Source organism: Bradyrhizobium sp. Leo78 (genome assembly GCF_059512425.1).
Map to the genome: position 1 here is coordinate 242,911 of NZ_JCAMOT010000002.1, position 12,466 is coordinate 255,376.

General features: G+C 64.0%; 12 protein-coding genes and 1 tRNA gene. 8 read left to right on the forward strand and 5 right to left on the reverse strand.

Annotated elements, in window-relative coordinates; translation table 11 throughout:
• Positions 1–6: 6 nt before the first annotated feature.
• Positions 7–903: an SDR family oxidoreductase gene (locus tag AC5ZG1_RS03585; RefSeq protein ID WP_130226298.1), complete on the forward strand. Its 897-nt coding sequence runs from the start codon at positions 7–9 to the stop codon at positions 901–903.
• A 205-nt stretch (positions 904–1,108) separates the two neighbouring features.
• On the forward strand, positions 1,109–2,497 hold the full coding sequence (locus AC5ZG1_RS03590) for a serine hydrolase domain-containing protein (RefSeq protein WP_496131996.1): 1,389 nt from the start codon (positions 1,109–1,111) through the stop codon (positions 2,495–2,497).
• 146 nt (positions 2,498–2,643) lie between these two features.
• Here AC5ZG1_RS03590 and AC5ZG1_RS03595 read toward each other — a convergent pair whose 3' ends face one another.
• Entirely contained in the window at positions 2,644–3,309 is a 666-nt protein-coding gene (locus AC5ZG1_RS03595; protein WP_464346521.1) for a glutathione S-transferase, read from the reverse strand.
• A gap of 158 nt (positions 3,310–3,467) precedes the next feature.
• Between AC5ZG1_RS03595 and AC5ZG1_RS03600 the strand changes: the two genes are divergently transcribed.
• From AC5ZG1_RS03600 to panE, 3 genes are all read left to right on the forward strand, one after another.
• Positions 3,468–4,049 (forward strand): DUF2239 family protein, encoded by a 582-nt coding sequence (locus AC5ZG1_RS03600; RefSeq protein ID WP_496131997.1) that lies wholly within the window; start codon positions 3,468–3,470, stop codon positions 4,047–4,049.
• Between the two features lie 220 nt (positions 4,050–4,269).
• Positions 4,270–5,616: an MATE family efflux transporter gene (locus tag AC5ZG1_RS03605; protein WP_496131998.1), complete on the forward strand. Its 1,347-nt coding sequence runs from the start codon at positions 4,270–4,272 to the stop codon at positions 5,614–5,616.
• A gap of 174 nt (positions 5,617–5,790) precedes the next feature.
• Positions 5,791–6,711, forward strand: coding sequence for a 2-dehydropantoate 2-reductase (gene panE / locus AC5ZG1_RS03610; protein WP_496131999.1), 921 nt, complete (start codon positions 5,791–5,793; stop codon positions 6,709–6,711).
• Positions 6,712–6,812: 101 nt separating this feature from the next.
• On the opposite strand, the gene AC5ZG1_RS03615 is transcribed toward panE, so the two are convergent.
• From AC5ZG1_RS03615 to AC5ZG1_RS03625, 3 genes are all read right to left on the reverse strand, one after another.
• The gene (locus tag AC5ZG1_RS03615; RefSeq protein WP_496132000.1) at positions 6,813–7,391 is read right to left on the reverse strand and encodes a c-type cytochrome; all 579 of its coding nucleotides are present in this window, start codon (positions 7,389–7,391) and stop codon (positions 6,813–6,815) included.
• A 123-nt stretch (positions 7,392–7,514) separates the two neighbouring features.
• Complete coding sequence (locus AC5ZG1_RS03620) at positions 7,515–8,792, reverse strand: PQQ-dependent sugar dehydrogenase (RefSeq protein WP_130226302.1); 1,278 nt, start codon at positions 8,790–8,792, stop codon at positions 7,515–7,517.
• Positions 8,793–9,238: 446 nt separating this feature from the next.
• Positions 9,239–9,313, reverse strand: a tRNA-Gly gene (locus AC5ZG1_RS03625).
• Between the two features lie 399 nt (positions 9,314–9,712).
• On the opposite strand from AC5ZG1_RS03625, the gene trxA reads away from it, so the two are divergent.
• Together trxA and AC5ZG1_RS03635 are read left to right on the forward strand one after the other, a co-directional pair.
• The gene (trxA, locus tag AC5ZG1_RS03630; RefSeq protein WP_028165228.1) at positions 9,713–10,633 is read left to right on the forward strand and encodes a thioredoxin; all 921 of its coding nucleotides are present in this window, start codon (positions 9,713–9,715) and stop codon (positions 10,631–10,633) included.
• A gap of 31 nt (positions 10,634–10,664) precedes the next feature.
• Complete coding sequence (locus AC5ZG1_RS03635; RefSeq protein ID WP_028165229.1) at positions 10,665–11,339, forward strand: LON peptidase substrate-binding domain-containing protein; 675 nt, start codon at positions 10,665–10,667, stop codon at positions 11,337–11,339.
• 147 nt (positions 11,340–11,486) lie between these two features.
• On the opposite strand, the gene AC5ZG1_RS03640 is transcribed toward AC5ZG1_RS03635, so the two are convergent.
• A complete protein-coding gene (locus tag AC5ZG1_RS03640; RefSeq protein ID WP_130226304.1) occupies positions 11,487–11,837 on the reverse strand; it encodes a hypothetical protein in 351 nt (116 codons plus the stop codon).
• A 78-nt stretch (positions 11,838–11,915) separates the two neighbouring features.
• On the opposite strand from AC5ZG1_RS03640, the gene AC5ZG1_RS03645 reads away from it, so the two are divergent.
• Complete coding sequence (locus tag AC5ZG1_RS03645) at positions 11,916–12,452, forward strand: TetR/AcrR family transcriptional regulator (protein ID WP_208823172.1); 537 nt, start codon at positions 11,916–11,918, stop codon at positions 12,450–12,452.
• Positions 12,453–12,466: the final 14 nt, after the last annotated feature.

Consider the following 12,466-nt stretch of genomic DNA (forward strand, 5'->3'; position numbering starts at 1 on the left):
GTTCGGATGACATCGCTCAAGGGCAAGACACTGTTCATCACCGGTGCGAGCCGCGGCATCGGGCTCGCGATGGCGCTAAGGGCGGCACGCGATGGCGCCAATATCGCGATCGCCGCCAAGACCACCGAGCCGCATCCGAAACTCAAGGGCACGATCTATACCGCCGCAGACGAGATCCGCGCTGCCGGCGGCAAGGCGCTGCCTGTTATCTGCGATATCAGGGACGAGGCGCAGGTGATCACGGCGATCGACAAGACGGTCGGGGAATTCGGCGGCATCGACATCTGCGTCAACAATGCCAGCGCGATCGGCCTGACCACCTCGCAGGCCACCGACATGAAGCGGTTCGACCTGATGATGGGCATTAACACGCGCGGCACCTTCATGGTGTCGAAATACTGCATCCCACATTTGAAGAAAGCGGCGAACCCGCACATTTTGATGCTGTCGCCGCCGCTCGATATGAAGACAAAGTGGTTCGAGAACTCGACCGCCTACACGATGGCGAAATACGGCATGAGCATGTGCGTGCTGGGGCTGTCGGGCGAATTGCGATCGGCTGGTGTCGCCGTCAACGCGCTATGGCCGCGTACGACGATCGCGACCGCCGCGGTCGGCAATCTCCTCGGCGGCGACGCCATGATGCGCGCCAGCCGCACGCCCGAGATCATGGGCGATGCCGCGCATGTCATCCTGACCAAACCGGCACGCGAATTCACCGGGCAGTTCTGCATTGACGACAAGGTGCTCTATGACAGCGGCGTGCGCGATTTCGAGCGCTACCGCGTCGATCCGTCGCGGCCGCTGATGTCCGACTTCTTCGTGCCCGACGACGACGTGCCGCCGCCCGGCGTCACCGTTCAGCCGCTGCCCTCCGTTGGCGAAGCGCAGAAGTCGCGGTAAGACTCAACGACACGATCGCGGGCCCTCTCCCTCTCCCCGTCCTTCACGGGGAGAGGGGCGGTGTGAGGGGCTGTCTCCGCGCGCACGGTGATAGGTGGACTCGCGGGAGTCCCCTCACCCGGAATTCAAGCTCCGCTTGAATTCCGACCTCTCCCCGTAAGCGGGGCGAGGTAGAGTACCACTCAGCTTCAGCGCGGAGGAATTTGTGGGCTGGCAGAAATGGATCGCGGCAGCAATCGCGTTCGCCGCCGCGGTGGCGGTTGCCGCCTACTTCCGTCCCGATCGGGCCGTTCGTGTCGCGACGGGCGTGGTCGCACACAATGTGTGTTCCAAAGTGTTCGTCTCTGGCCTCGATCCGGAGACGGTGTTTTCGGAAACAATCGATCGGGCCGGCATCCGCAGACTGCGTCCGCTGCTCCGCTTTGGGCTCGACCGCACCGGCAAGACCGTCGATGCGTCGGTTGTGGGATGGCTGACAAGCCGCGCCGCCTTTCACGACGGACTCGGTTGCGTGCTGCTGCACGGTAGAAAAGCGCCTTATGTGCTCAAGAGCGATATCGACGCGCTGAAGATGGCAAAAGCGCCGCCGCTGCTTGAGGAGATCGGGGGCCCTGAACCTGTCGAGCCTTCGGACCCGGCGCTAAAAGCGGCGCTCGATCATGCCTTCGAGGAGCCGGCGGAGCCGCCGCTCCGGCGCACCAAGGCGGTGGTGGTCGTCCATAACGGCAAGATCATCGCCGAGCGCTATGCCGATGGCATCAGCGTCGACACGCCGCTGCTTGGTTTTTCCATGACCAAGTCGGTGATCAATGCGCTGATCGGAATCCTGACGCAACAAGGCCTGGTCACGCCGTCGATGCCGGCGCCGATTCCGGAATGGCGCGGCAGGAATGATCCGCGTCGCGAGATCGAGGTCGAGCACCTCATGCGCATGACCACCGGGCTGGCGCTGGACGAGACCAATTCGGGCTTCGATCCCTCCAGCCAGATGGTCTACCTGCGTGACGACATGGCGGGCTTTGCAGTGAAGGCGCCGCTGATGGCGCCACCCGGCACGCGTTGGCATTATTCGAGTCCCTCGACGCAACTGTTGGCGCGGATCATCCGCGATGCCGTCGGCGGGCCCGAACAGACGCTCGCCTTTGCCTGGCGCGAATTGTTCAACCCGCTCGGCATGCGCAGCGTCACGCTGGAATTCGACGGCAGCGGCACGCTGCAGGGTACTGCCTACATGCTGGCGAGCGCCCGGGACTGGGCCCGCTTCGGGCTGCTGTATCTCAATGACGGCGTGGTCGGCGGCAAGCGGCTGCTGCACGAAGACTGGGTGGACTTTTCCGCCGCCCCAACCCTGAAGACCGACTATGGCGCGGGCTTCTGGACCAACCGCGGCGAACACCGGAATGCCAAGGCCCGCGTCGCGCTCGGCATTCCGCGCGACGCCTTCTTTGCCTCTGGCGATCTCGGCCAGCGCATCGTCATCATGCCGACGCAGCACCTCGTCGTTGTCCGCCTCGGCAACAGCGTTGATCGGACCGGCGACATGCGCGGATTGGCGCGGCTGGTGAAAGAGGTGATCGCGGCGGTGGAGCAGTGAGACTCCCTCGCCCCGCTCTTGCGGGGAGAGGGTCGGGGTGAGGGGCTGCCTCCGCGAATTCGATGGACAGGAGTGTGCGGTGAGTCCCCTCACCCGGCGCTGCGCGCCGACCTCTCCCCGCAAGAGCGGGGAGAGGTGAGCCACATCTACCGTCCGACCTGATACGGTCCGCCCTTCTCCAGCGCGCGGGCGTAGGCCGGGCGCGCGTGAATGCGTTCGAGGAAGGCCATGCACTTCCGGTGCCCCTCCTCCAGCCCGGCGCGCGCGGAAGCTGCTTCCAGCGGAAAGCTCATCTGGATGTCGGCGGCGCTGAACTCATTGCCTGCGAACCACTCGCTCTTGCCGAGCTCCGCCTCCCAGAACGCCATGTGCTGCTTGAGCTGCGGATTGACCAGCGCCGTCAGCACCTGGTTGGAGACCTTGCGCACGAGCGGGCGCAGCAAGGAGGGCGCGCGTTTCGGCATTGTCGTGAACAGCAGTTTCAACAGCAGCGGCGGCATCGCCGAGCCTTCGGCATAATGCAGCCAATAGGTGTAACGCAGCCGTTCCGGCGTCTCGGCCGCCGGGATCAGGCGTCCCTGGCCATAGGCGCCGAGGATGTATTCGATGATCGCGCCCGATTCCGCGATCGTGTTGCCCTTGTCGGTGATGACCGGCGACTTGCCGAGCGGATGGACGACCAGAAGCTCCTTCGGCGCGCGCATGTCCGGCTGGCGCTGATAGCGCACGATCTCATAGGGCACGCCGAGTTCTTCCAGGAGCCAGAGCACCCGTTGCGATCGCGAATTGTTGAGGTGATGAACGGTCAGCACGGCGCCCCCGGAATTCGAAAAACTTACCGGGCGTTCCGTATCAGGCAATCGCCAGATTCGCGATTGGCCGTGCGGCCAAATTATTTACCCGGGTGATATTGACACCTGAATTATACCCGGGCATAAATTGCTGAACACGGATTAACCGGATGTCTCAGATGAATCAGACCTTTACAGCCTTCGAAGGCCAGCGGCGCCTCGCCGCCGGGCCCCTGCCGGAAGTCGCGCTGGCGATCAAACGGGCCGGCCAGAGCGCCGAGCCGATTGCGATCTTCTGCGACGGGACCGGACGCGCCCTCGATCTGGACCTTCGCGGCAGCGATGACGAGATCCTGGCACGGCTGCCAACATCGGCTCCGCCAGGTGAAGCGCCGGAGCTGGCGCCGAGCGAGCCGCGTGGCCGCGGCCGGCCGAAACTCGGCGTGGTCGCGCGCGAGGTGACGCTGTTGCCGCGCCATTGGGAATGGCTCAACGCGCAGCCCGGCGGCGCCTCGGTCGCGCTCCGCAAGCTCGTCGACGAAGCCCGGCGCAGCAGCGGCGACCGCGACCGTCAGCGCGCCGCGCGCGATGCCGCCTATCATTTCATGTCGGCGATGGCTGGCAACCTGCCGAAATTCGAGGAGGCCTCGCGCGCCCTGTTCGCCGACGACCGCCGCCGCTTTGTCAGCGAGATCGCCGACTGGCCGCCGGACATTCGCGACCACGTCGTCAAGCTCGCCTACAGCGACCGCGCGGATTAGCGCGTGGAACTAAGCCACAACGGAGGTGCACCCCCTCTCCCGCTTGCGGGAGAGGGTTGGGGTGAGGGTGTCTCCGCGGCGGGATTCTTTAGGTGGTGAGAACCCTCACCCGGATCGCATCTAACGATGCGATCCGACCTTCCCCGCAAGCGGGGGAGGTGAACTCGCGGCACGACTGATTCAATCAACGACCTATCACATTTCAACAGGTACCCTTTCCATGTCCAAGCCGCCGCTCTGGAGGACCTTCCTCGCCTTCCTGCTGCCGATGATGCTGAGCAACATCCTGCAGGCGCTGTTCGGCACCATCAACAACATCTATCTCGGACAGATGATCGGAGTCGAGGCACTCGCAGCGGTCTCGGTTTTCTTCCCGGTGATGTTCTTCCTGATCGCTTTCGTGATGGGCTTGAGCTCGGGCGCGACCGTGCTGGTCGGCCAAGCCTTCGGCGCCGGCCAAGTCGACAAGGTCAAGGCGGTGGCCGGCACCACGCTGACGGTCGCGCTCCTGCTGGCCAGTGGCATCGCGCTGTTCGGATTGTTGTTCACGCGCGATCTCCTGGTCGCGCTCGCCACGCCGGCCGATATCCTCGATGCCGCCACCTCCTACGCGCAGACCATGATGGTCACGATGCCGCTCACCTTCGCCTTCATCCTGGCCAGTTCGATGCTGCGTGGTGTCGGCGACACGCTCACGCCGCTGTTCGCGCTCGCGATTTCGACCGTCATCGGCCTCGTGGTGACGCCGGCGCTGATCCGCGGCTGGCTTGGCCTGCCGCATCTCGGCGTCGCCAGCGCGGCCTGGGCCTCGGCGGTATCGAGCCTGCTGACACTGGTGTGGCTCAACCTCTATCTGTGGCGACGACGCCATGCGCTGGCTTTCGATGGCGCGTTCCTGCGCGCGATGCGGCCGGACGGCAGGTTGCTGCGAACCGTGTTGCGGCTCGGCATTCCCGCAGCGCTCGGCATGGTCGTGATGTCGCTTGCCGAGCTGGTGCTGCTCGGCCTCGTCAACGGTTTCGGCTCCAATGCCACGGCGGCCTATGGCGCCGTCAACCAGGTCTTGAGCTATGTGCAGTTTCCCGCGCTGTCGATCGCGATCGCGGTCTCGATCTTCGGCGCGCAAGCGATCGGCCGTGGCGAGGCCAGCCAGATCGGCGCGATCGTCGGCACCGGGTTGAAGATGAATCTGGTCCTGACCGGCGGACTGGCCGTGCTCGGCTATCTGTTCTCCCGCACGCTGATGGGCTTTTTCATCACCGACCCCGCCGTGCTCGAGCTCGCGCAGGGACTGCTGCACATCGTGCTGTGGAGCTCGGTCCTGTTCGGGATGTCGACGGTGTTTTCGGGGGCAATGCGCGCCGGCGGCACGGTCTGGATGCCGCTGTTGATCTCCGCCCTCGCGATCGCGCTGGTCGAGATCCCGTCCGCCATCCTCCTCAGCCGGCTGATCGGCATCGAGGGGGTGTGGGCCGCCTATCCGATCACCTTCTGCACCATGTTCCTGCTGCAGATGGGCTATTACATGCTGGTCTGGCGGAAGCAGACGGTCGAGCGTCTGATTTGACCGGGAAGGGAGATCATCCCTATATGATGATGATCATCATATAGTAGACGGGCCGCGCGGATCGCGCCACAATAGGGGCCAAGGAAAAAGACCGAAGGGCAGGAGGGTCGCCTCCCTATTTGACAGTCCGTTCGCCCGTCCACCTCTCAAGCAACAACAACAAGGAATCATCCCATGCGCGTTCTCGTCGTCGGCGCCGGTGCGATCGGCGGATATTTCGGTGGGCGGCTGCTGCAGGCCGGCCGTGACGTCACATTCCTTGTCCGCCCCAGGCGCGCATCCGAACTCGCCGCCGCAGGCCTCGTGATCAAGAGCCCGAACGGCGATGTGACATTGAAGAATCCGCCGACGGTGCAGGCGGACAAATTGAACGAGACATTCGACGTCGTGCTATTGAGCTGCAAGGCATTCGACCTGGAGGACGCCATCAAGTCGTTCGCGCCGGCGGTCGGGCCGAACACCGCGATCATCCCGCTGCTCAACGGCATGCTGCACCTCAATGCGCTCGACAAGAAATTCGGCGCCGAGCATGTGCTCGGCGGTCTCTGCGCGATTGCGGCGACGCTCAATGAAGCACGCGAGGTGGTGCAACTTCAGCCGATGCAGTCGCTGACCTTCGGCGAACGCGACGGCAAGATGTCCGACCGCGTGCGCGCGATCGCGGAGGTGTTTTCCGCCCTCAACGGCGCCACCGCCAGCGATCATGTGATGCAGGACATGTGGGAAAAGTGGGTGTTCCTGGCTTCGCTCGCGGCTTCCACCAGCCTGATGCGCACCTCCGTCGGCAACATCCTGGCGGCGCCCGGCGGCAAGGATTTCCTGCTCGGCATCCTCGACGAGTGCAGCGCGGTAGCGGCCGCTGAAGGCTATGCGCCGGGCGGACCGTTCTTCGAGCGCGTCAAGGGCATGCTGACCGCCGCGGGCTCGCCGATGACCGCCTCGATGTTCCGCGACATCAAGGCCGGCCTGCCGGTCGAAGCCGATCATGTGATCGGCGACCTCGTCGCCCGCGCCGACGCCGCCAAGATTCCCGTACCGAAGCTGCGCACGGCCTATACGCACCTGAAAGCGTACGAATTGCAGCGGGGCGATTAGTCTTGTAGCCCGGGTGAAGCGCAGCGCAACCCGGGCAGGTCTCTCCGCGGCGCACAGAGTTCCCGGCTTACGCTTCGCTCCACCCGGGCTACGGCATCTCGTCAAAGATGCGCGAGATAATGCGCCAGCGCGGTGATCTCTTCGTCGCTCAGGGGATAGGCGACCTCGGCCATCGCGGCCATGCCGCCGCCGGAGCGCGCGCTGGACTTGTAGTCGTGCAGCGCCTTGACGAGATAATCCTCGCGCTGGCCGGCGATGCGCGCCACCGCCTTGTTGCCGGCATAGCTGTCGGTATGGCATGACGCGCAGCGGCGGCCGGCGGCGGCCTGCTTGCCCTTTTCCGACAGATCAGGATCGTCGTCCTTCGGGCCCTTCGGCGGTGGCAGCGATGAGAAATAGGCGCCGAGATTGCGGATGTCGTCATTGTTGAGCTGCTCGACGATCGGCTGCATCAGCTCGTTCTTGCGGGTGCCGGCGCGGAAGAACACGAGCTGCCACTGGATGAACTGATCCGGCTGGCCGGCGAGCGAGGGGATGTTCTCGGTCTGCGAAATGCCGTTCTCGCCGTGGCATGAGACGCATATCTCGGCCTTCTCCTTGCCGGCCGCGACATCGGCGGCGCGGGCGGGAAGTGCGCAGGCAGTCACTGCTAACAGTGTTGCGGCCAATACAATCCGCATTTTCATTCCTCTCACTCGTCATTGCCGGGGTCGAGCCCGCGCATGACGATTGGATCGATTCGCAACAAGAATTGCAGGCTGCAGCCGCCGTCCGGCCGCCGCAGCCCCCCGTTGGTCACAGTCTCACTTCTTGCTGTAGCTGATGCGATAGATCGCACCGGCCCAATCATCCGCAACGAGGATCGAGCCGTCCTTGTCGAGGATGATGTCAGCCGGGCGGCCGAGATAATTCTGGTCGCCTTCGATCCAGCCGGACGCGAACACTTCCTGCTTGGCGTTCTTGCCGTCGGGACCGACGATCACGCGCACGATGCGCGCGCCCTGGTACTTGTGCCTGTTCCAGGAGCCGTGCTCCGCGATCAGGATGTTGTTCTTGTAGTCCGCCGGGAATTGGTTGCCGGTGTAGAACTTCATGCCGAGTGGCGCGACATGGGCCCCTAAGTTGAGCACGGGCGGCGTGAACTCCGAGCATTTATGCCCCATCGCGAATTTCGGATCGGGCAGGTCGCCCTGATGGCAATAGGGATAGCCGAAATGCTCGCCGATCCTCGAGATCATGTTGAGCTTGTCACTCGGCAGATCGTCGCTGATCCAGTCGCGCGCGTTCTCCGTGAACCAGTAGCGGCCGGTGCGCGGATCGACATCGCCGCCGACGCTGTTGCGCACCCCGAGCGCCCAGATTTCCGCGTTGCCGGTCTTGGGATCGACACGGCGGATCTGCGAGAGGCTGGTCGGGGGGATGCCGATGTTGAAGGGCGGTCCGAACGGAATGTAGAACCAGCCGTCCTTGTCGACAGCGATATATTTCCAGCCATGCGCGGCATAGGAGGGCATGTCGTCATAGACCACCTTGCCCTGGCCGAGATTGTCCAGATTGGCTTCCGCATTGTCGTAGCGGATCAGCTTGTCGACCGCGATCACGTAGAGCGCGCCGTCGCGGAAGGCGAGACCGGTGGGCATGTTCAGCCCCTTGAGGATGGTCTTGACCTCTTTCTTGCCGTTGTTGTCCTTGATCGCGTAGACGTTACCGAGCCCGAATGAGCCGACGAACAGCGTGCCCTTGTCGCCCCAGGCCATCTGCCGCGCGGCGAGCACGTTCGATGCATAGACCTCGATCTTGAAGCCCTGCGGCAGCTTGATCTTCTTGATCAGCGCCGCCAGCTCGGAGTCGGAGGCGCCGGTCGGCGGTCCCGATGGCGGGGCGAGGCCCTTTTGCGCTTCGGTCTCATCGCCCAGGAACCAGTCATCCGGCGGATGGGTCCAGAATTCCTTGGTGCCGGATTCGTATTTCTTCAGCTCCCTGCCCTTGTCCTGCTGCTGTTGTGCGTTGGCAAAGCCAGTCCCCGCCACGAGGGCGATGGTGGCAAGCGCAAGAATGGAACGATTGAAAACCGATTGCATCGCGTTACTCCCCTAATCCAGCCGGACGGCTGGCTCTTTATTGATTCTAACGAGACGATCGTGGTGGCCTGCGAGAGATTAGGCCAGAGCGGAAAATGTTAGCACATCCCCCGCGCGAGAGAAGCGCAGGCGATCAACGCCGCATTCGAGCGAGGTCAAGACAAGTTGAGAGGTTCGCTTACGCTGTTTTCCTGCGAAGCATCAGCGATGTCATTGCGCCGCAATATTCGTTTGAAGCTAACGCCTCTCGCAGAGTCACCGCCGACAATTTCGATTGGCCAGAAAAATCAGTCATCGGATGAATGGTTGAGCAGCCATCGAGCCGGGTCGCGCCTCTCGCCGGAGAGGTCTTAGCACGGGCTCGCTTCGTCAATCTTAGGGAAGGATACCGCGCACGGCACGGGCGCGGGGACTACAAGTAAAAGCCGGTCCGCCGGACGGGAAATTGGAGCGGGCGAAGGGGCTCGAACCCTCGACCCCGACCTTGGCAAGGTCGTGCTCTACCACTGAGCTACACCCGCATCCTGATGACGACGATCGCTCGCCGGCAACGGCAGAGCTATGCCAAAAGCGGACCGCGAATGCAACAGGCCCGAAGGCGGCTAAATCGCCTCATTTGACCAGAAATGGGGACGAGGGCCCAAAAGCAACGCGGCGAGGAGCGTTTCGGTGGCGGCTCGCCGCGTTTTTCGCCTGGGAACCCGCTTTTCCCGACCTCAGGCCGCCACGGCCGATTCGCCTCGAGCAGTCCTGCAAACTCCGGCCGCATTTGGTCGCGCCCCTGCATGACCGGCCTGCGGCGGAACGAGCAGGGCGCCTGCCGATTGAAATTTGACGCGAAACCGCCATTTAGCTGACGGGTGTTCAGTTCCGGCCGTGCTAGAACAGGCGCCAATCTCGGGACATCAGGCGAGGATATCGTGACGATAGTTGAGCAGGGCGGCGGTCCGGCGCCGCAGGCAGGCGATCTGATCAAGGAAACGACCACCCAGACGTTCGTCAAGGACGTCATCGAGGAGTCGAAGCGCCAGCCGGTGCTGATCGATTTCTGGGCGCCCTGGTGCGGCCCGTGCCGCCAGCTCACCCCGATCCTGGAAAAAGTGGTGACCAACGCCAAGGGCCGGGTCAAGCTCGTCAAGATGAACATCGACGAGCATCCGTCGATCCCCGGTCAGATGGGCATCCAGTCGATCCCCGCCGTCATCGCCTTCGTCAACGGCCAGCCGGCCGACGGCTTCATGGGCGCGATCCCGGAGAGCCAGGTCAACGCCTTCATCGAGCGGCTGACCAAGGGCGTCCCGGCCGCGGGCGAGCCGAACATCGCGGAAATCCTGAAAGAGGCCGACGCCGTGCTCGCCGAAGGCGACGCCGCGGCTGCGGCGCAGATCTATGCCGAGGTGCTCGGCATCGATGCCACCAATATCGCCGCACTCGCCGGTCTCGCCAAATGTTATGTCACGACAGGCGCGATCGACCAGGCCAAGCAGACGCTCGGCATGGTGCCGGAGTCCAAGCGCAACGATCCGGCCGTCAAGGCCGTGCAGGCCGCGATCGACCTTGCCGAGCAGGCCGAGTCGGTCGGACCGATCGGCGAACTGGAACAGAAAGTCGCCGCAAATCCGCTCGATCATCAGGCGCGGTTCGATCTTGCCACCGCGCTGAACGCGATGGGCAAGCGCAGCGAGGCGACCAACCAGCTCCTGGAGATCGTCAGGCGCGATCGCAAGTGGAACGACGACGGCGCGCGCAAGCAGCTCGTCCAGTTCTTCGAAGCGTGGGGCGGGGCAGATGAAGCGACCGTCGAGGGACGAAAGCGGCTGTCGACGATCCTGTTCTCTTAGCTAGAGCGCGCGCATAACACCGGGGCCACAGATGCCGATCAATGCCGAATATCGGGGCCCGGCCGAGCTTCCCGAGGTAATCCCGGTCTTTCCGCTTGCCGGCGCGCTATTGTTGCCGCGCGGCCAGATGCCGCTCAACATCTTCGAGCCGCGCTATCTTGCGATGGTCGACGACTCCTTCCGTGACGGCCATCGGCTGATCGGAATGATCCAGCCCGACGTGACGCATTCGCACAATGAGGAGAAGCCGGCGTTGTTCCGCGTCGGCTGCGTCGGCCGCATCACCCAGCTCGCCGAATCCGGCGACGGCCGCTATATCCTCGAACTCACCGGCGTGGCGCGCTTCAAGGTGGTGGAGGAGCTCAACGTCCTGACCGCGTACCGCCAGTGCAAGGTCGACTTCTTCTCCTTCTCGGGTGACTTCGTCGCGCGCAAGGGCGAGGAGGACGTCGACCGCGAAGCGCTGCTCTCGGTGTTGACAGACTTCCTCAAGGCCAACAATTTGAAGGTCGACTGGGCCGGCATCGAAGCCGCGCCCAACGAGGCGCTGGTCAACGCGCTCGCAATGATGTCGCCCTATGGCCCGGCGGAGAAGCAGGCGATGCTGGAAGCGCCTGACCTCAAGACCCGCGCCGAAATCCTGATCGCGGTGACCGAGATGGATCTCGCCAAGAAGCGCACCAGCGGCGATCCCCCGCTGCAGTGATTTTCCGCGCGTCCCGTCGTTCTCCTCCGCCGTCATTCCGGGGCGTCCGAAGGACGAACCCGGAATCCATTTCTCCACGAGCGCATGCGGCCCAATGGATTCCGGGTTCACGCTGCGCGTGCCCCGGAATGACAGCGTCATATTTGGCTAATACCCCGCGACCGCCATCGCCACCACGGCGGTGAGCGCCATCCAGCCGAAATGCCGGCCGCGCGTCGCGACCGCATTGGCGAGGGCCGCGAAAGCGAACACGCAGGCCAGGGTGACGACGATCCAGTGCCGCGCCACCTCCGAGGCCATCCAGGGCGCGGCGAGCAAGAGCACGCCGCCGCCGATCCACGCCACCGTGCCGGCCTGCCAGACCAGGCGGATCAGCGTGCGCAGCCGCGCCGGTTCGATCGTCATTTTCGGAAACACCTTGAACTCGCCGAGATAACCGTGGATCAGCGCCGCCGCGATCGCGGCGAGGCCGGAACATTGCAGCAGGATATCGCGCATCGTTCGCCTCCATACAGGTGTGTATGGTTATCGCGCGCGCATTGGCGCCTGTCAATACACTGGTGTATGGTGGGCGACATGACCGATCAGCTTTCCGCCAAGGACTGGCTCGACCAGGGCCTGAAAGCACTGGCAAGACGCGGCTTCACCGCGCTGAAGGCCGACCCCCTGGCAAAGGAGATGGGCGTCTCCCGCGGCAGCTTCTACTGGCACTTTGCCGACATCGCCGCCTACCACGCCGCCATCCTGAAACATTGGCGCGAGATCGCTGCGGAGCGGATCATCGTCGATGTCGAGGCGGCAGCGACAGGTTCCGACGCACTCGCCGTGCTGCTGCGACGGGTGTTTTCCGAAAAGCCGGCGCTGGAAAATGCGGTGCGAAGCTGGGCGAGCGTCGACGCTTCAGCGCGCGCCGCCGTGCAGGCGATCGACCAGCGGCGGCTCGGCTATGTCGAAGGCCTCCTGAAGCGGGCGGGTCTCACCGAGGACGTCGCCCGCGCCCGCGCGCAAATTCTTTATTGGGCATTCCTCGGCCACGCGCTGACGGAGCAGCCGCTACCGAAAGCAAGACAGCAGGCGGTCGTCGACGAGCTTTTGCGGATGGCGGCGCGCTGATCGAACGTGATAAA